The following is a 20221-nucleotide window of genomic DNA, read 5'->3' on the forward strand; positions in this document are numbered from 1 at the left end:
GGTAAATGGCTAAATTAAATGTCAACCCCACTCGTATGGAACTGGCAAATCTGAAAAAAAGATTGAATCTTGCCAGCAGAGGGCACAAGCTTCTGAAAGACAAGCAGGATGAACTGATGCGTCAGTTCATTCAGCTTATCAGAAAGAATAATGAACTTAGAAACCAGGTAGAAGAAAAGCTCGAGAAAGCAATGCAGTCATTCGCATTGGCCAAGTCATTACTTCATGAAAATTATATTGAAGAACTGATGGCTGTACCAAGCCGAAGTGTATCCTTGAATATCGATCGTAAGAACATCATGAGTGTTCGCGTACCACAGATGAACTTCCATTATGATGATCATACGAGCGACGCAGCAGACTTAAGCTATGGATATTTGAATTCCAACGGTGAACTGGATCTGACCTTTGAATACCTGATCGATGTCATGCCAGATATGCTTGAACTCGCTGAAATAGAAAAAACTTGTCAGCTGATGGCAGATGAAATTGAAAAAACACGAAGACGAGTCAATGCTCTGGAATATATGACCATTCCTCAGCTTGAGGAAACGATTTACTTTATTCGTATGAAACTTGATGAGAGTGAACGTTCAGCCATTACCCGACTGATGAAAGTTAAGGATATGGGACAGTAACAGTTGATAATTACAGTGAAAATGGAGGATAAGACATAAGTTCTTATATCTGTTTTCACTGTTTTTACATAGTATGGTAAATACTGAGAGACAGAAGAGCGCTGATATTTCAGCCGGGAGGCTACAGACATGACATCATCCTTTTTCGAAAAGAAGAATATAAAGAGGGCGCTGGTTTTTGGCGGAGGCGGTGCTCGCGGCTCATTTGAAATAGGTGTTTGGAGAGCACTTGATGAGTTGGACTATGTTCCCGATATCATTACAGGAACATCAGTGGGCGCTCTGAACGGGGCGCTTTACATTCTGGGTGATGTGTCTGAGGCAGAAAGCATGTGGAAAGAAATCGAAACAGGTAAGGTTCTGGATCTCGATGCACCACTGTCGATCGACAGTTTTAAAGACTATCGACGTACTCTGACTGGTTTTCTGATCAAGATAATCAGAGAAAAAGGAATAAGTTCAGCTCCACTAAAAGCTCTGATTGATACGTATATTAATGATGAGAGCAGGATAAGAAGTGACGGGACAATTTTCGGTCTGTCGACAACCAACTTGAAGACGAGAGAAATCGAGTATTATTTTCTGGACGATATTGAAGAAGGCAGGCTTAATGACTACCTTCTAGCCAGTGCGTCACTTTATCCAGCCATTCAGAAAAAAATGATCGACGGGACCCCGTACATCGATGGAGGCTACTGGAATAACATTCCGATAAACATGGCACTGGATAAATTGCCCGACCAGATCGTCCTTGTTGATGTCCAGGGCCCTGGACTACTCCATTATGACCATCGGATAGAAGAATGCGAGTCACTGCTGATCCGAACAAAGTGGCCGCTTGGAGATATGCTGCTGTTTGATACGAACAGGACAGAAGTGAATATAGAACTGGGCTACTGTGAGACTATGAAGTTAGCCAGGCCGGATCTCTATAGAGGACTATGGTATACTTATGATACAGACACAGTAGAAACGGACACCTCTGTCTTCTATCTCGCTTTGAATGGCCTTTTGACTGGTAAACGGTCAAAAGGGGTCTATGAATATATCAAAAGGGATGATCAGCAACTGATCCTTTTGAGAGAGATTGAGAAACAATGGGGCAGTGCTGTGGATGAAACCACTGTTTCTCTAGCTTTATGTGAACTGACAGGTAAATTGTTCAACATGATCCCTGATAAAATATACAGTATAGACAAGTTTCAAAATGAGATAATCCATCGTCTGATTAAAATGAGAGATGCAGAACGGAAAAATCCTGTAGATGAATTTGAACCCAGGTTTCTCTTAAGTGGAAAAGAGTGGACCGAAGAATTTCTTGAAGGATTACCGCTGATATCGAACCGGTCACTTGTCATACAGATTCTTGAGAGACTTGAAGATGAGCAGCTGAAGTGGGATACTCCTTTTTATAAGCTGATGATTCGAACCAGACCATTTCCGTTCATTATTGCTTTATACTGTAAATATCTTTTGAACAAAAATTTAGGTTTGTATAGGTAAAATCAAAATTAACTTTCAATTCTACAGTCTGATATGGTAGAATTGGGGATAAGTTTTCATGGAGAATTTGTGTTGGGAAGGACTTGTAAATGAAAGATAGAGGATTGTTAATCGTTCTGTCCGGCCCGTCCGGGGTGGGAAAAGGAACAGTGAGAAAAGCTATTTTCGATAATTATTCAAATGAATTTGATTATTCCATATCAATGACCACACGCAAGAGACGTGAGGGTGAAAAAGAAGGCATTGACTACTATTTCAGAACTAAAGAAGAATTCGAACAGCTGATAGCTGAAGATGGTCTGCTGGAGTATGCTGAATATGTTGGAAACTACTATGGAACCCCATTGGAGTACGTGAATCAGACGCTGGATGAAGGTCGGGATGTCTTTCTGGAAATCGAGGTCCAGGGAGCTTTGAAAGTCCGAGAAAAAATGCCTGAGGGAATCTTTATATTTCTATCGCCACCGGATCTGGATGAACTTAAGTCAAGAATCGTCAACCGTGGAACAGACAGTGATGAAATGATTGAGAGACGAATGCATAAAGCTGTAGAAGAACTTAAGCTGATTCAGTATTACGACTATGTGGTAGAAAACGATACAGTTAAAAATGCAGCAAGAAAAATCAGAAACATCATAGAAAGTGAACACCTCAAAGTGACAAGGAATTTAAGAGAGTACGCAGAAATTATAGAGGAGATGGAATAAATGCTGTTATACCCTTCATTGGATGATTTACTTAAAAAGATCGATTCGAAATATTCATTGGTGATACTGGCTGCCAAGAGAGCCAAACAACTTCACGACAATCCGTCAGCTGCTATGCTGGAAACGTACCAGAGTGATAAAAATGTCGGGAAGGCTCTAGAAGAAATCAAATCCGGTGATCTGGTCATCGATCCGGATAGTCGTTCAAATTAAATCAATGAAACCTCTGATCGTCTGTTCATCAAAGATTTTTCTTTGCTGGACAAGTTCAGAGGTTTTTTCTAGTGTATAAACTGGGAAAGTATTATGAGGACACATAGGCTGAAAATTGGTAAACTAATAAAAACAGCACCGAGGTGACGTAATGATCAATGGAAAAAAGATAGCCCTGTATGTAACGGGAGGAATAGCTGTATACAAAGCAGTGGACTTGTTGAGAGAACTGATAAAAAATGGAGCAGAAGTAAGGGTGGCTATGACAAAAGGAGCAGCAGAGTTCGTCACACCCCTGACCTTTCAGATTCTGAGCAAACATACTGTTTATATTGATACATTTTCTGAAGACGACCCTAGTATAGTCAATCATATCAATTTGGCTGACTGGGCGGACTACTCTATAGTAGCGCCCCTTACTGCCAATACATTGGCAAAGATGGCACATGGGTTAGCTGATAATTTCGTGACATCAGCTCTTCTTGCAGTGACCCATCCAGTATTCACTGTACCTGCGATGAATGGAAATATGTACAGAAATACCGTGACTCAGGAAAATATTGAGAAGCTTTCAGCTAGAGGAATAGTTGTCATGAGCCCTGATACTGGGTTTCTGGCTGAAGGGTACAGTGGAGAAGGACGTTTTCCTGAAAAATCCAGAATAATAGACGAGCTGGAAGCTTTTATCCGAGATCACTCTGAGAAGCTTCCTCTAAGAGGCAAAAAAATCATTGTGACTGCCGGTGGAACAAAGGAACGGATCGATCCGGTCAGGTATATTACAAATGACTCGTCAGGAAAAATGGGCCATGCATTGGCAGTGGAAGCCTGGAAGAGAGGAGCCGAAGTGGTATTGATCAGTGCAAGTCAGCTGGCTACACCAGATTATATTACGCGTGTCCCTGTTGAATCTGCTGAAGAGATGCTGAAATCTGTGACTGATGAATTTGACGATGCGGATGCAGTGATCATGGCTGCTGCTGTATCCGATTATGCGCCCGCTACCGTTGAAAAACAGAAGATGAAGAAAAAAGATAGCCTCACATTATCATTCAGGAAAAACCCGGATATACTAAAAAGTCTAGGAGAAAAGAAAAAACCAGATCAGTTGCTCATCGGTTTTGCAGCTGAAACGGAAGATCTGATTCGATACGCTGAAAAGAAGCTGAATGATAAAAATGCTGACTTGATTATTGCCAATGATGTCGGGAAAAAAGACAGAGGCTTCAATGTGGATGAAAATGAAGTAACCATGCTGTCGAGAAAGTCGGAACCTGTTACGATAAGTTTGAGGAGCAAATCAGATGTTTCAGTCGAGGTCATAGACTGGTTGGTCACTAATATGAACTGAAAGGAAGAATCAGATGGCATTATTTGCTGAAGTTATAGTGGACGTGCCTACGTTACAGACAAATCAGCCTTATTCCTATAAAATCCCAGAGCGTTTTGAAGCGTTTATTCAGAAAGGCATGAGAGTGATCGTACCTTTTGGTAAGGGAAGCCGAACGGTCCAGGGCTTTGTCGTCGGCTTCAGTGATCAGACGACTTTTTCGGGCGATATAAAAGAAATCCAGTCCCTCATGGATAACTCGCCGGTACTGAGTGAAGAAATGATTACTCTTGGCAGAGACCTGGCTTATCAGACTTTCAGTTTTCAGATCAAATGCTATCAGACAATGCTTCCTGCTGTACTAAAAGCGCGTTATGTCAGAGTAATACGTGTTATCGATGAAATTGATGAAGACCTGCTGTTCGATTTGTTTAAAGGTAAAGATAGAATAAGTTGGGAAGAGGCTGAGAAAGCTGACAGCCTGGATATTGTCCTTAAACTGGAAAAAGAAAATAAAGTGCATATCGATTACCTCGTTACAGACAAGAGTACAGTCAAAAAAGAAAAATACGTCAGACCGTTATTGTCATATGAGCACCTGGAAGAAATGAAGATGGGGATTCCTTCAAATGCGCACAAGCAGCTGATCCTTTTAAACCTGCTGCAGCAGATGGAAAAACAAGAGGAGCAGCCTGTCACAGCATTTAAAGAACACGGTCTAACCTTGTCTCATATTCGGACGGGAGAAGGGAAAGGCTGGTGTGAAATTGTCGAGAAGGAAGTCCTGAGAGATCCTTTTTCAGATATAACTTTTGAACAGAGTCAGCCGCTTTCTCTGACAGCCGATCAGAAAGTGGCTTTCGACACGATCGATCGGGCTGTAAAGACTGAACAGCATGAAGTTTTTCTGCTTCAGGGGGTGACAGGAAGCGGCAAGACGGAAGTTTATCTTCAGACGATTTCTGAAGTTCTAGAAAAGGATAAAGGGGCTCTCATGCTTGTACCTGAAATTGCCCTGACCCCACAGATGGTCGAACGATTCAAAGGACGTTTCGGAGACCGTGTAGCTGTCCTGCACAGCGGCTTGTCTGATGGCGAAAAGTATGATGAATGGAGAAAGATCGAGAGAGGACAGGCTCAAGTAGTGGTAGGCGCCCGTTCCAGTATTTTTGCGCCACTAAAAAAAATCGGGCTGATTATCATTGACGAAGAACACGAAACGACCTACAAGCAGGAAGAGTTTCCTAAATACCATGCCCGTGATGTAGCAGTCTGGCGAGGACAGTATCATAACTGTCCTGTCCTGCTGGGAAGTGCAACGCCTTCTCTGGAATCAAGGGCGCGGGCGATGAAAGGAGTATATACCCTTCTGGAACTGAGTGAGCGGGCTAACCAGGCTGCCATGCCGCAAGTTAAGGTTATCGATATGCGTGAGGAAGCTAAAAACGGTAACCGGTCCACTTTTTCAGACGTGCTCCTGAGTGAGCTGGACAAGCGCATCCATCAGAATGAACAGGCTGTCCTGCTTTTGAACAGAAGAGGCTACTCATCTTTTGTCCTCTGTCGGGACTGCGGATACGTACTGGAATGTCCCAATTGTGACATATCTCAGACCCTTCATATGGATACTAAGACAATGAAGTGTCACTACTGCGGCCATGAAGAAGGGATTCCAAGAAACTGTCCGAAATGTACAAGCCCTGCGATCCGTTACTACGGTACCGGGACTCAAAAAGTTGAAGAGGAACTGCAGGAGTATCTTCCAGACGCCCGCATCATTCGTATGGATGTTGATACTACAAGAAAAAAAGGGGCACATCAGAAACTGTTCAAGCGGTTTGAACAGAAACAGGCTGATATCTTGCTCGGGACTCAGATGATAGCCAAAGGTCTGGATTTTCCGGATGTCACTCTAGTTGGGGTCATTAATGCAGACACATCTCTTGGACTACCGGATTTCCGGTCTGCAGAAAAAACCTTTCAACTGCTTACTCAGGTGAGTGGGCGATCCGGACGTGGACAGAAGACTGGAGAGGTCATTGTCCAGTCTTACAATCCTGATCATTACGCCATTCAGAAAGCAAAGCATCACGATTATGATTCATTTTTCAAAAAAGAGATGAATCTGAGACGGCTCAGTGAATACAGTCCTTATTATTTTCTGCTTAAGCTGTCAGTCAGTCATGAGAACGAAATGACTGCATCTAAGAAAATTCATGAATTCATAGAGTATTTGAAACCGTCCTTAAGTGAACAGGCTATTATATTAGGACCGACTCCAAAGTCCATTGCCAGAACACATAACCGCTATCATTTCCAGACGATCATTAAATATAAAAAAGAAGAGAAACTGAAAGAAAAGTGCCATGAGCTGCTGATGAATACCCAGAAAGAACAGGCTAAAGGTCTGTATATATCCTTGGACTATCATCCACTCGACTTTATTTAAGAGGAAAGGGGTTTATCCTATGTATAAAATAGTATTTATGGGAACACCTGAATTTTCAGTACCGATACTGGAAGGACTTATACAGGAAGAAAATTACGAGGTGATTGGAGTTGTCACTCAGCCGGACCGTAAAGTGGGACGTAAAAAGGTGGTGACTCCGCCACCTGTTAAAAAGAAAGCCGTTGAACATGGCATTGCTGTTTTCCAACCGGAAAAACTGTCAGGATCCGAAGAGATGAATCAGGTGCTTGCGCTTGATCCGGATATCATCGTTACCGCTGCCTATGGACAGTATGTGCCGACGAAAATGCTTAAAGCGCCAAAGTATAAGGCAGTCAATGTGCACGCATCTCTGCTTCCAAAGTACAGAGGTGCGGCGCCTATTCATTATGCACTAATCAATGGGGATAGAGAAACAGGTGTAACCATCATGTACATGGAAAAGGAAATGGATGCAGGGGACATCATTTCCCAAAGGTCTCTGAGAATTGATCCGGAAGATACTGTTGGAACGCTTTTCGGTAAATTAAGTTTGATCGGCAGAGACCTCCTTCTGGACACCCTTCCGGATATCTTTTCCGGGACTCACACACCTGCAAGTCAGGATTTGTCTGAAGTGACCTATTCACCGATGATTTCCAGAGAAGAAGAAAAAATCGACTGGACTAAGCGAGCAGAGACCATCGCTTTTAAAGTACGTGGAATGAATCCATTTCCCGGAGCATATACCTTGCTGAAAGGTCAGAGATTCAAGATCTGGCGGGCAGAGGCAAGCAGTCAATCATCTGATAAAGAGCCTGGAACGATAGTCAGACTTACAAATAAGGACATGCAGATTCAGTGCGGAGAACAGACTGTCTTGTCCCTTAAGGAAGTTCAGTCATTCGGTAAGCCTAAAATGACGATAGAAGACTTTCTGTCCGGAGCAGTCAACCACTTAGAAGAAGGGGAACGATTTGAGTAATCAGAAGATAAAGCAAAGCAGCCGTTACCTGGCTGTTGAAATTTTAGACAAGGTTGAAGCCAGTCAGGCATTCAGTAATATTGTACTGAACGATGTCCTCAGACAGAATCAGCTGTCTCCAGAAGATACACGTTTTCTGACTGAGCTGGTATATGGTGTCATTCAGAATAAGCTGAAGCTGGATTATCAACTGGATCCATTTATCAGAAAACAGAAGAAAATAGATGGATGGGTCATGCAGCTGCTGCGTGTATCCTTATACCAAATCACACTTCTCGATAAAATACCTATGCATGCGATAGTCAATGAAGCTGTTAATATTGCTAAGGTCAGAGGAAACAGAGGGATATCAGGGTTTGTCAACGGCGTGCTCCGTGCCATTGAGCGAAAAGGCGTACGCTCAGCAGATGACATCAGTGAACCGATAAAAAAATTGTCCATTATGTACAGTTACCCTGAGTGGATCGTTACGCTTCTATCAGAAGAAGTTGGAATGGCAGAGGCAGAACAAATACTCGATTCCTTATCTGACAAGGCCCGCTTAAGTTTAAGGGTCAACACGACACTCAAGTCTGTGGAAGACGTTCAGAGGCAGCTGGAACTGGAAGGATTTGAAACTGAAAAGAGCAAAGTGTCCGCAAACGGACTGATTTGTCTGCGAGGTCTGCCTGTGCACTCGTCATTATTTAAGGATGGAGTCATCACGATTCAGGACGAAAGTTCCATGCTTGTTGCTGAAGCACTGCAAATTGAAGCTGGGGATGCGGTTCTGGACGCCTGTGCAGCACCAGGGGGGAAAACCACCCACATTGCCACTTATCTGGATAAAACCAAAGGCGGACAGGTGACCGCTCTTGATCTTCATGAGAAAAAAATAAGAAAAATAAGAGAAAATGCGGATCGACTGGGATTTGCTGATATAATAATAACGAATGCCATGGATGCGAGAAAAGCCGCTGAAACATTTGAACACGAGTCATTCGACAAGATACTTATTGATGCCCCGTGTTCAGGCTTAGGTCTTATGAGAAGGAAACCAGATATCCGCTACCAGAAAAGACTGTCAGATATAAATGCTCTGCAGAAAGTCCAGCTGGATATTCTGACTTCTGTCGCTCCGCTGCTGAAAAAAGGTGGACGACTTGTTTACAGTACCTGCACAATCACCAGAAAAGAAAATGATGACGTGGTAGAAGCTTTCCTCTCAGAACAGCCTTCATACGAAATCGAACCGGTTTATAGAAATAACTCGAGCATCAAGCTATCTGAAAATGGCTTTCTTCATCTGTACCCGCATCGGTACCATACGGACGGTTTTTTCATAGCTTCTTTGAGAAAGACATAGTCAGTTTAATTCTGTTCACTGATCATAGACTTATGGTCGGTGATTTACATAGGAAAATATGGAGTGATACAAACTGAATACTTATAAGAAAACACATATTGGAATGAGAACGACTAATCAGGATTTTGTCGAACTCTTTTATAATCAGGCCGATCAGCTGTTGGCTATTTTATGTGACGGCATGGGTGGACACAAGGCTGGAGATATTGCAAGCGAGATGGCTGTCATGCAGTTGGGTCATAGATGGCAGGAAACAGCTTTTGCCACTTCAGCAGATGTTAAGGAATGGCTTGACAGGCAGATCAATATAGAGAATCAGCGGATCTACAGAGTAGCCAGAACTTACAATCATCTTCAGGGAATGGGAACCACCCTTGTTACTGCAGCGTTTATTAATGAAGCGATCGTAATAGGAAACGTCGGGGACAGCAGAGCATACCAGCTGAATGCTGACAATGATATGCGTTTGATCACAGTCGATCATTCGTTTGCCAACGAACTCCACCTGAGCGGTGAAATTACTGAGGAAGAAGCGAAAAATCATCATCAGAGGCACACCCTCACACGCTCGCTAGGAGTGTTTGACAAAGTGATGATTGACTTTTTTGAACTGAATAAAGAAGAGACACAGTTGATCCTGCTCTGCTCCGATGGGCTGTCGAATGGGATCGACAGGAAAGAGATGAACAACATCGTGCAGAGTGAACTAAATTTAAGCAGCAAAGCTGAAGCCTTGATTGATGCTTCATTAAAAAATGGATCGACAGACAATATAACCGTCTGTCTGATCGATCTGACTGAACAGTCGCAGAATGTTAGGAGGGGAGCGTAAGTGATTCCCGGAGAAAGAATTAGCAACAGATATAAGATAATAAGAGAAATAGGATCCGGAGGTATGGCACAAGTTTACCTGGCAGAAGATCTTATCCTTGAAAGAAATGTGGCCGTTAAACTGATGGCCTATAATTTTCATAATGATGAGGCCAGTATCAGACGCTTCAAGAGAGAGGCCCTTTCAACAACTGAGCTGATACATCCGAATATAGTCAATGTGGTCGATGTAGGGGAAGATGATACACCTTACATCGTCATGGAATACGTGGAGGGATACGATCTTAAGGAATTTATTCGTCAGAACCATCCGATTCCCTATAAAAAAACAATCGAAATCATGTCTCAGATTTTAGCTGCTGTAGAATATGCACATAATCACAATATTATCCATAGAGACCTTAAACCGCAGAATATTCTTATCGATCATAGTGAAAAAGTAAAAATAACGGACTTTGGGATTGCAGTAGCATTGTCAGAAAATTCCATTACTCAAACTAACTCGCTGCTGGGATCCGTTCACTATATTTCGCCCGAGCAAGCGAGAGGAAGTATGGCAACGAAGCAATCAGATATCTATTCACTGGGTATCCTTCTTTACGAACTGCTCGCGGGCCGTGTGCCATTCGATGGGGAGTCCCCAGTATCGATTGCCTTGAAGCATTTCCAGAACGACATGCCTTCACTAAAAGAAAACGATTCTTCACTTCCGCAGGCTCTCGAAAATGTTGTTCTGAAAGCCACAGCTAAAGAACCGGGTGATCGTTACCGGTCTGTCACAGAGATGAAGAAGGATCTTGAAACATCATTGTCAGAATCACGGGCAGAAGAAATGAAATTTATGCCTGTATCGACACACGATGATGAAACACGTATGATTGAACCGGTAAAAATCAGACCGGATAAAACTGAAGCACCTTCAGCTGAGCAAAAACCAGTTGAAGAGCCGGGTAAAACTGCACCTGAACCTAATAAAGAAAAGAAGAGAAAACGGCGGAGGAAAGGCTTGCTTTTCATCATTCTTCTTCTTCTTTTGATGCTGATTGGCACTCTTCTGGTCTTCAGTATGACACGACCAAGAGAGGTGAGTGTGCCGGATCTATCAGACCTTACGCTTGAGGAGGCCGAAGAAGAACTGGAAGAACTGAATTTGCAGGTGGGAGATATCATTGAGCAGAACAGCATTGATGTGGAAGCAGGTAGAATAATCCGTACAAATCCGTCACCTGATGCAGTACTCCGGGAATTTGCTTCAGTTAACCTGTTTGTCAGCCTGGGGGAAGAGATGATCACCCTTGAAGATTATGAAAATGTCTCATATGAGGATGCGAGGGCTGAACTGACAGATATGGGCTTCACGGTAGAAAGAGAAGACGTATTCAGTAATGATATATCTGAAGGGAATGTCGTCTCCCAAAGTATATCTGCCGGCGAAGAAGTAGTGCCAAGTGAATCGACGATAACCCTTGAAGTAAGCAGTGGTCCGGAAGGTTTTACTCTAAGGCGTCTTGTCGGATATTCTTCTGTAGGAGTAGAAGACTATGCCGATGATCTGAACCTTTCAGTAACTATTACCAATGAACCGCACGATACTATTCCTGAAGGACAGGTTGCCCGACAGTCTCCTGAACCGGGAACAACGGTATATCCGGGATCGAGAATCTCAGTTGTCTTCTCAACTGGGCCTGAAGAACCCGAATATGTAACGTTTGACAGAGGTATCATCATTGAGTACCTAAGTGAGACAGGAGAAGATGCAGAAAATGATGGAGATGAAGAAAATGAAGAAGATGATGAAAACGGAGAATCAGACGAAGGGCTGACACCCAATGCCATTGAGATTTATGTCGAAGATGCTGAGCACTCGTTTGACGATGTCTACCGAGCCTTTGACATCTATGAGGACACTCCGGAAATCATTACATTCGTAGTGGAAGAAGGGCAGACAGCCAGTTTCAGAATCGTTAGAGACGGGGAAGTCATCAGAGAAGAAACAGGGATAAGCCCGAACGACTAGAAGGAGGAAGGTACTTGCACGAAGGACGAATAATAAAAGCCCTCAGCGGTTTCTACTATATCCAGACACCTGAAAAAGATGTGTATCAGACCCGTCCGAGAGGGATTTTCAGAAAGAGAAATGAAACACCTCTCGTCGGTGATAAAGTGAAGTTTACATTCGAGACAGACAAAGAAGGAACACTGGAAGAAATAATGCCGAGAGAAAATGAACTGTCCCGTCCATCCGTTGCCAATGTGGATCTGGGCTTTGTCATCATGTCGGTCAAGGACCCGGATTTTTCTACTTCACTTCTTGACCGTTATCTTGTGTCTCTTGAGCAGCATCATATCAGACCGGTCATCTACATTACCAAGACAGACCTGACGACAGATGAAGAATACGCTGCTGCAGAGGATCTTGCCGATATTTATACTTCTATCGGATACAAAGTGATATTACCGGATCAAAATGAGCAGGTGAATCCAGTGACACTGCAGGAGAGATTTGGCGATCTTGTCAAAGATAAGCTGGCAGTGTTCATGGGGCAGTCCGGAGCTGGCAAGTCAACCCTGCTGAACAGTCTTGACCCGGAACTTAAACTGAAGATTGGGGAAACCTCCAAATCACTTGGAAGAGGAAGACATACGACAAGACACGTTGAGCTTGTGCCTTTACTCGGAGGACTGGTTGCAGATACGCCTGGTTTCAGTGCGATTGAGTTTGAAGAGCTGGATGCACAGGATCTGTCAGCCTGTTTTCCGGAAATCTGGGAAAAAGGAAAAGACTGTCGGTTCAGCGGATGTATACATCAGAATGAACCAAATTGTGCCGTCAAGAAGGCTGTAGAAGAACAGGTGATAGCATCATTTAGATACAACAACTATCTCTCTCTTATCGAAGAGATACAGAACAGAAAACCACGTTATGGAAAGAAGAGGGGAAAATAATGGTTAAAATTGCGCCATCTATTCTTAGTGCGGATTTTGCGGAACTGAAGAAAGAGATTCAGAAGGTCGAGGATGGGGGAGCAGACTGGATCCATATCGATACGATGGATGGTCATTTTGTACCCAATCTGTCCTTTGGTGTGCCGATAGTCAAATCCGTTAGACCACACACTCAGTTGCCTCTTGATTGTCATCTGATGGTAGAAAACCCTGAAAATTATATCAATGACTTTGCTGAGGCAGGGGCAGATATTATTTCGATTCACGCTGAAAGCACGGTCCATCTGCACCGTGCACTCCAGATGATTCGGTCAGCTGAAGTTAAAGCAGGTCTGGTAATCAATCCGGCCACTCCCGTCTCCATGATAGCTGATAGTCTGCACATGACAGATCTCGTCCTAGTCATGACAGTCAATCCTGGATTTGGAGGGCAGTCGTTCATTAAAGAGACGGTCAGTAAGATAGAGCAGCTGGCTGCTCTGAAACAAGAGCACGGGTACTCTTATGAAATAGAAGTTGACGGTGGAATAAATGATGAGACTGCAAAAGTCTGTATAGAAGCAGGCGCTACAGTACTGGTAGCCGGTTCATACGTCTATGGTGCAAGTGATGCTGGACAGCAGATCACCAATCTGAAACAGTCGGTGAAGTAGATGAGTACGGTCCATATTATGCTGGGAAGCCCGGATGAGCAAAGAGCCTGGCCACCAAAGAAACAGCAGGATCACTACATCGGAGTGGACAGAGGGGCGTTTTACCTAACTGAAAATGGCTACAGTCCTGACCTGGCTCTTGGCGATTTCGATTCGATTTCAGAGATGGAAAAGCAGAAGATAAAAGAACATGTTGGGACATTTATTGAAGTAGATCCTGATAAAGAAGATACGGATGCAGAGCTAAGTCTGGTCTATGCCATGAAGCAGTTTGACTCAGAGAAGTTGATTGTCTATGGCTGGTCAGGTGGGCGGCTGGATCATCTGATGAGCATTCTTATGATTCCATTGCAGCCTAGATTCCACAATATCCAAGGAAAAATAGAGTTTGTCAATCAGACTAACAGTATAAAGTATTATCAGCCCGGCGTACACAAAGTGGTTAAAGAGCATAATAAAACTTACTGCTCTGTTATCGGGATGACTCCGGTCAAGCACCTGTCTCTTGGTCAGGGGTTCAAGTATCAGCTCGATGGAGTTGATTATGACTACCCAGCAGCTCTGATCAGTAATGAGTTCGTGGCAGCAACTGCAAACCTGACCTTTAAGTCTGGTATAATAGCTTTTGTTCAAAGTAGAGACTGAATACATTTATATCAGAATATGATTTCAGGAATGATAAGAAATCCAGATCACTAAACTTTGACTGAACAAAAAGCAATGAGACCTCTCCAAAAGTGGTGAGAGCACTCATTGCTTTTTTAATCAGAAGAATCAGGTGAGCGAAAGGATAATAGTGAAAATACTATCCCATCTTAAAATTTAGTTGTCTGAACACCATACTGAAGACAGCCGGTGATATGCCTAAAGTTAAAATTTATAGTATAGACCGCTCTAAGATATGTTAATATAGAAATATAATAATTGATACCATAACAAATTAAGCTTTTACATAGCGAATAGAGGTATGCAGATGATTAGTAATAGAAGGAAGTTCTTCCGCTGCCGGATCAGTGGGTTCAAAGAAGCCACGATGATCCTACCGGCAAAAGAAGATAGAATTTATACAGTAACACTCAGCAATATTAGTGGTAATGGATTGTCCTTTGTAAGCAGAGAAACATTCAAGGTCACCGAGTTTCTGACATATACATTTAAATTTGAACTGGAAGAAGAATGGTTTGAACTGGAGGGATGCATTATCCGCAAGAGCGGAGAGGAGAACCGGTACATTAAGTACGGCGTAAAACTAGCTCCTTTATCAGTAAAAGAAGAGTCAAGACTAATAGGAGTGATAAATAAGTATCAGATCAAACAGAATAAATCTGATCTTTTTTCATAAGACTGAACTTTATATATGTTTGCTGAGATCCTTTAACGTAATTCCGAAAGAAGTCTCCCACTTCTAAGCGTATGGGTGCGAAGCACCAGTGAAAGTGGGAGATGAATTTCGGTCAAGCGATAGCTTGAAGTGGTTAATGTCATTCTCATTTGGTATACTTTATATATAGACGATAACCAAGTCTATATAGGCGACAACCAAGCCTACTGAGTATTCCTTGGCGTTAGCCAAGTAAAAGAAAACCTATGAGGCAGGGACTGCCTTTTGAGCCTACCCATATCCGATTCCTCTGTCTGCATGAAACCTGTGCAGACAAGAATGGAGTTCGTAGGAAGCCCCCACTTCAAAATCCGGAGGATTTAAGTGGTGGGTAGTTCACGTGCTATTCCATTAAAACAACCCGACTGTCCATGACTAGTTTGTCCTGGGCTGTAGGGTTGTTTTGCTGATTGTCTTAGGTAACCCATTTTAAAAAAAAATAAAATATCAAAAAAAACCTGCATATGCTAAATTACTTAACATCTGCAGGCTCTATGATTTTATTATTATACGCGTTCAACTTTTCCTGATTTTAAAGCGCGGGCAGAAACCCATACTTTTTTAGGTTTTCCATCAACCATGATACGAACTTTTTGTAAATTCGCAGCGAAGCGACGTTTTGATTTGTTGTTAGCGTGTGAGCGGTTGTTTCCGCTTCTAGCTTTACGTCCAGTTACAAAACATTCTTTAGCCATTTTTTCTCCTCCTTCGTGCATAGCTTTAACAAACAAAGCTAACTCATACTTATATAAAGTATCACATATCAGTGAATGAAGCAAGTCTTTTTTTGCAATCGTTCAAGGATTATTACTTTACAGCCGACGGTATACATTTTTTTCTGAAAGTCATTATGAATACTAAGTTTTATCTACAAAAGTAGGCTGGAACAGTGTATACTGGAGGATATAACATAAAGGGTTTATTCATCTCATCCCCAGAGGCAAGGTCCGTATTATCTTGTCTTTTTTTATGGGATGCGATATGCTAAAATGTGTTTGAATATCAAAAGAAACCTTTAAAAAACTCTGTATATATATAGTAGGAGAAAGGGGAAAAAGGATGAGTGTTCAGTTGAACAATGAATTTGGAACGATCGAAATGTCAAATGATGTCATATCGACTGTAGTGGGTGGAGCAGCTACGGAGATTTTTGGAATCGTAGGTATGGCCAGCCGTAAACATGTGAGAGATGGGATCAATGAAATCCTAAATAGAGACAACTACTCAAGAGGTGTAGAGGTCAGACAGGAAGATCAGGGTATTGTTGTAGATGTCTACATCGTAGTCAGTTACGGCACGAAAATAACTGAAGTATCTAAAAATGTTCAGGAGCGAGTGAGATACCAGCTGGAACATGACCTGGGTATTGTCGCCAGTTCAGTGAATGTATATGTTCAGGGCGTAAGAGTTCAAAATGACATGTAAGCCATAGTCACTGTTCTAAAAGTGACAAAGGAGGAAATTGCAAAAGTGGATGTTAAGAGTTTAAAATCAAAAAAGTTTAAAGAAATGGTGGCCATGGGTAGAAAACGTCTGGACGAACAGACTGAATATGTCAACTCATTGAATGTATTCCCGGTACCGGATGGTGATACAGGGACAAATATGAATTTATCATTTACCAGCGGAGCGAATGCTGTTAAAGATTCAACCAGTGACAACATGGGAGACACTGCCCAGGCACTGGCCAAGGGTCTGCTTATGGGTGCCCGTGGAAATTCCGGTGTTATTCTTTCCCAGCTTTTCAGAGGCTTCTCTAAAGCGATCGAAGGCAAAGAAGAAATCAATGCACAGGAATTAGCTGCAGCTTTTCAAGGTGGAGTAGACACAGCCTACAACGCAGTGATGAAACCTGTAGAAGGGACAATACTGACAGTTGCAAGACAGTCAGCAAAAGCCGGATTGAAAAAGGCTGAGGAAACTGACGACGTTATCGAGATAATGGAAACTGTCCTCACTGCTGCTAAAAAATCACTTAAAAAGACTCCTGATCTTCTGCCGGTTCTTAAAGAAGTAGGCGTGGTTGACAGTGGCGGACAAGGTCTAGTCTATATTTATGAAGGCTTTCTTTCTTCACTGACTGGAGAAGAGCTTGTTGAAGAAGAACATGAACTGGATGAACTGGTTCGTGCAGAACACCATAGAGGAGGCGTGCATGAGCATGTATCAACTGAAGACATCACGTTTGGATACTGTACTGAAATTATGGTTCGTATCGGCGAAGGGGAAACAGTTGAGCAGGAATTTGACTACGAAGAGTTCAGAAATTACTTAGATAAACTCGGAGATTCTCTTCTAGTCGTAGCAGATGAAGAAGTCATCAAAGTGCACGTGCATACCGAAAAACCGGGCGAAGTCATGAACTACGGTCAGAAATTCGGCTCACTGATGAAGATCAAAGTCGATAATATGCGTGAGCAGCACTCTGAGCTGTCTCATTCTGACGATTCTACTCCGCAGACTACTAAGAAAAAAGATTTTGCTGTTGTAGCTATAGCTCCTGGAGAAGGGCTTAAAGTCCTGTTTGAAAGTCTGGGTGTTGACTATGTGCTTCAAGGTGGACAGACGATGAATCCAAGTACTGAAGATATCGTCAAAGCCATGGAGAGCGTACCGGCTGACAACTACATTATTCTGCCTAACAATAAGAATATCTTCATGGCTGCTGAGCAGGCTGCACAAGTCGTCGAAGCAAGTGCAGCTGTCGTTGAGACACGTACGATTCAGCAAGGGCTGACAGCTATGCTGGGATACAATCCGGCACATGATCTGGAAACAAACAAAGAGACAATGACTGAAGAACTGGATCTTGTAAAATCCGGTCAAATCACTTTTGCAGTTAGAGACACCGAAATCAACGGCCTGGCGATCCGCAAGGACGATTTCATGGGTCTGATCGATGGAGAAATCAAAGTAACAGAACCTGATATGTTTGATGTAGCGGTCAAGACAATAGAGCTGATGATTGATGAAGACAGCGAGATCGTCACACTGCTTATCGGTGAAGATGGAACTGAAGAAGAAGCTGAAAAAATCTCTGAGTATATCAATGATCACTTCCCTGATTTGGAAGTTGAAATTCATGCTGGAGATCAGCCCGTTTATCCGTATCTGATTTCTGTAGAATAATTATTAAGAGGAATAGGAGAAACGACTTGTGATTCTGTTGTTTCCTCTATTCCTGTTTTTTTAGAAAGGAGAGAGTTTGTGAATCAGTCTATTCAAGACCCGGTATCAGTACTCTTAGGCGTTGGAGAAAAAAGAATCGATGCTCTGAACGATTTGGGGATTTACACCATTTACGATCTTCTGACCCATTATCCCTTTCGCTATGAAGACCTGACTGTGAGAGCTATCGATGAAATTGAAGATAACGAAAAAGTGGTGCTGGAAGGCATTGCACTGTCAGATAGTGTATTAAGTCACTTCGGGAGAAGAAAGAATCGACTGACTTTCCGTATCAACTGCGATCATGTGATAGTTAGCGTGACTTTCTTTAATCAGCCTTTCCTTCAGAAACAGGTACAGGCCGGTAACCTTTTAAAGATATACGGGCGCTGGGATATCAATAGAAAACAGCTTAACGGCATAAAAATCCTTTCTACAGGAAATGAGAATCAGAATACCGAGGCCATTTACCATACTACGAAAAAAATCAGACAGTCTACTTTGCTCAAACTGATAAAACAAGCATGGGACATCTATCATCCTTTTATAGAGGATAATATGCCACTGACTCTACTGGAAGAGTTTAAGCTGTCGAGCATGAAAGAGACGATATTCAATATGCATTTTCCGGAAAGTGATGAGCAGCTTGAAAAGGCCCGGTACTCAGTTGTATTCAGAGAGTTTTTTTACTATCAGATGAAACTGATCTGGCGCAAGAAACAGCTGAAGAACAGCCAGTTTGGTAATCGTATCGAATATAATGTTGATAGACTGAAGTCATTTTTCAGGAGTCTGCCATACGAACTGACGGAGGCTCAGAAAAGAGTAGTCAATGAAGTCTGTAAAGATCTTCTGTCTTCCCGCCAGATGTTCAGACTGGTGCAGGGGGACGTTGGGAGCGGAAAGACAGTGGTAGCCGCTGCAGCGATATTAGCTGCCCAAACAGATGGCAGGCAGACGGCATTCATGGCACCTACTGAAATTCTTGCCGCTCAGCACAAAGAGTCTCTTGATGAGATGTTCCTTGATATTGACATTACAGTTGCTCTGCTGACGGGATCTACTCGTAAGAAAGAAAGAGATGCCATCCTTGAAGGTCTGGAAAATGGATCGATTGATTGTGTCGTTGGAACCCATGCTTTGATACAGGAAGGGGTCAATTACAAGTCTCTCGCTCTCGTCATCACTGATGAGCAGCATCGGTTCGGAGTGAACCAGAGAAAAGCTTTGAGAGAAAAGGGCTATCACCCTGACGTGCTCTTCATGACGGCCACCCCTATACCTAGAACGTTATCGATTACGGCATATGGAGAGATGGATGTATCGATCATCGATGAAATGCCTAAGGGAAGGAAACCGGTGTCGACTTACTGGATCCGTCCGGCTCATTTTGACAGACTCATTGGCTTTGTACAGAAAGAGCTGCGTAAAGGCCATCAGGTATATGTCATCAGCCCGCTGATTGAAGAGTCGGAAACCATGGATCTTGAAAACGTAACTGCGCTGCAGGCCACCTACCAGGAAGCTCTAGGAAGTCAGGCGTCAGTCGGGCTGCTTCATGGTAAAATGACACCTTCAGAAAAAGAAGAAGTTATGACAGCATTTCAGGCAAACGAACTGAATGTGCTCGTCTCGACAACAGTCATCGAAGTAGGCGTAAATGTCCCGAACGCTACATTAATGGTCATTCACGACGCAGACCGGTTCGGCCTGGCTCAGCTGCATCAGCTGAGAGGCAGAGTAGGGCGTGGAGCAGATGAATCTTACTGTGTTCTGATCGCTGATCCCAAAGGAGAAAAAGGAGCAGAGCGAATGAAAATCGTCACCGAAACGAGTGACGGCTTTGTCCTCAGTGAGAAGGATCTGGAAATGCGTGGGTCCGGAGATATGTTCGGGTTGAAGCAGTCGGGGATGCCTGAATTCAAACTTGCTGATATCAATGAAGATGCAGTAATTTTAGAAGACGCTCGTAAGCAGGCTATACTTCTACTGAATTCAGAACAGTTTTATCAGGAAGAAGCGTATGCTGGACTCAGAAATGAGATAGGAATCATCCTCGATCAGCAGCCGATCCTTGACTAACATTAGAAAGT

At 43.0% G+C, this 20221-nt stretch carries 18 protein-coding genes; 17 read left to right on the plus strand and 1 reads right to left on the minus strand.

What is annotated here, in order from left to right; genetic code table 11:
- The first annotated feature begins 5 nt into the window (after nt 1-5).
- From ACYQ4S_RS01145 to ACYQ4S_RS01210, 14 genes are all read left to right on the plus strand, one after another.
- Nucleotides 6-638: a V-type ATP synthase subunit D gene (locus tag ACYQ4S_RS01145; RefSeq protein ID WP_459768818.1), complete on the plus strand. Its 633-nt coding sequence runs from the start codon at nt 6-8 to the stop codon at nt 636-638.
- Between the two features lie 129 nt (nt 639-767).
- On the plus strand, nt 768-2141 hold the full coding sequence (locus tag ACYQ4S_RS01150; protein ID WP_459768820.1) for a patatin-like phospholipase family protein: 1374 nt from the start codon (nt 768-770) through the stop codon (nt 2139-2141).
- A gap of 89 nt (nt 2142-2230) precedes the next feature.
- Nucleotides 2231-2848, plus strand: a complete 618-nt coding sequence (gene gmk / locus ACYQ4S_RS01155; RefSeq protein ID WP_091265014.1) for a guanylate kinase — start codon at nt 2231-2233, stop codon at nt 2846-2848.
- Nucleotides 2849-3061 carry a DNA-directed RNA polymerase subunit omega gene (gene rpoZ / locus ACYQ4S_RS01160; protein ID WP_459768821.1) on the plus strand — a complete coding sequence of 71 codons (213 nt, stop codon included), beginning with the start codon at nt 2849-2851 and terminating at the stop codon, nt 3059-3061.
- Between the two features lie 151 nt (nt 3062-3212).
- On the plus strand, nt 3213-4412 hold the full coding sequence (coaBC, locus tag ACYQ4S_RS01165; protein WP_459768823.1) for a bifunctional phosphopantothenoylcysteine decarboxylase/phosphopantothenate--cysteine ligase CoaBC: 1200 nt from the start codon (nt 3213-3215) through the stop codon (nt 4410-4412).
- A 13-nt stretch (nt 4413-4425) separates the two neighbouring features.
- Nucleotides 4426-6840 carry a primosomal protein N' gene (gene priA, locus ACYQ4S_RS01170; protein ID WP_459768825.1) on the plus strand — a complete coding sequence of 805 codons (2415 nt, stop codon included), beginning with the start codon at nt 4426-4428 and terminating at the stop codon, nt 6838-6840.
- A gap of 19 nt (nt 6841-6859) precedes the next feature.
- Nucleotides 6860-7804 (plus strand): methionyl-tRNA formyltransferase, encoded by a 945-nt coding sequence (gene fmt / locus ACYQ4S_RS01175; protein WP_459768827.1) that lies wholly within the window; start codon nt 6860-6862, stop codon nt 7802-7804.
- Nucleotides 7797-9149 carry a 16S rRNA (cytosine(967)-C(5))-methyltransferase RsmB gene (gene rsmB, locus ACYQ4S_RS01180; protein WP_459768829.1) on the plus strand — a complete coding sequence of 451 codons (1353 nt, stop codon included), beginning with the start codon at nt 7797-7799 and terminating at the stop codon, nt 9147-9149. Before fmt ends, rsmB begins: the two co-directional genes overlap by 8 nt.
- Nucleotides 9150-9252: 103 nt before the next feature.
- A complete protein-coding gene (locus ACYQ4S_RS01185) occupies nt 9253-9981 on the plus strand; it encodes a Stp1/IreP family PP2C-type Ser/Thr phosphatase (protein WP_459768830.1) in 729 nt (242 codons plus the stop codon).
- Nucleotides 9982-11997 (plus strand): Stk1 family PASTA domain-containing Ser/Thr kinase, encoded by a 2016-nt coding sequence (pknB, locus tag ACYQ4S_RS01190; RefSeq protein ID WP_459768832.1) that lies wholly within the window; start codon nt 9982-9984, stop codon nt 11995-11997.
- Nucleotides 11998-12011: 14 nt separating this feature from the next.
- A complete protein-coding gene (gene rsgA, locus ACYQ4S_RS01195; RefSeq protein ID WP_459768834.1) occupies nt 12012-12926 on the plus strand; it encodes a ribosome small subunit-dependent GTPase A in 915 nt (304 codons plus the stop codon).
- Nucleotides 12926-13579 carry a ribulose-phosphate 3-epimerase gene (gene rpe / locus ACYQ4S_RS01200; RefSeq protein ID WP_459768836.1) on the plus strand — a complete coding sequence of 218 codons (654 nt, stop codon included), beginning with the start codon at nt 12926-12928 and terminating at the stop codon, nt 13577-13579. The genes rsgA and rpe overlap by 1 nt, the downstream gene beginning before the upstream one ends.
- Nucleotides 13580-14224, plus strand: a complete 645-nt coding sequence (locus ACYQ4S_RS01205) for a thiamine diphosphokinase (protein WP_459768838.1) — start codon at nt 13580-13582, stop codon at nt 14222-14224.
- A gap of 328 nt (nt 14225-14552) precedes the next feature.
- On the plus strand, nt 14553-14921 hold the full coding sequence (locus tag ACYQ4S_RS01210; protein WP_459768840.1) for a PilZ domain-containing protein: 369 nt from the start codon (nt 14553-14555) through the stop codon (nt 14919-14921).
- Nucleotides 14922-15466: 545 nt separating this feature from the next.
- Here the strand turns inward: ACYQ4S_RS01210 and rpmB are convergent.
- The gene (gene rpmB, locus ACYQ4S_RS01215; protein WP_034299399.1) at nt 15467-15655 is read right to left on the minus strand and encodes a 50S ribosomal protein L28; all 189 of its coding nucleotides are present in this window, start codon (nt 15653-15655) and stop codon (nt 15467-15469) included.
- A 364-nt stretch (nt 15656-16019) separates the two neighbouring features.
- Here rpmB and ACYQ4S_RS01220 point away from each other — a divergent pair, with 364 nt between their 5' ends.
- From ACYQ4S_RS01220 to recG, 3 genes are all read left to right on the plus strand, one after another.
- Nucleotides 16020-16385 carry an Asp23/Gls24 family envelope stress response protein gene (locus ACYQ4S_RS01220; RefSeq protein WP_091265043.1) on the plus strand — a complete coding sequence of 122 codons (366 nt, stop codon included), beginning with the start codon at nt 16020-16022 and terminating at the stop codon, nt 16383-16385.
- Nucleotides 16386-16430: 45 nt separating this feature from the next.
- Nucleotides 16431-18089 (plus strand): DAK2 domain-containing protein, encoded by a 1659-nt coding sequence (locus tag ACYQ4S_RS01225; RefSeq protein WP_459768841.1) that lies wholly within the window; start codon nt 16431-16433, stop codon nt 18087-18089.
- A 78-nt stretch (nt 18090-18167) separates the two neighbouring features.
- Entirely contained in the window at nt 18168-20210 is a 2043-nt protein-coding gene (gene recG, locus ACYQ4S_RS01230; RefSeq protein ID WP_459768843.1) for an ATP-dependent DNA helicase RecG, read from the plus strand.
- Nucleotides 20211-20221 lie beyond the last annotated feature (11 nt).

It is taken from the genome of Alkalibacterium sp. s-m-28 (assembly GCF_054658175.1).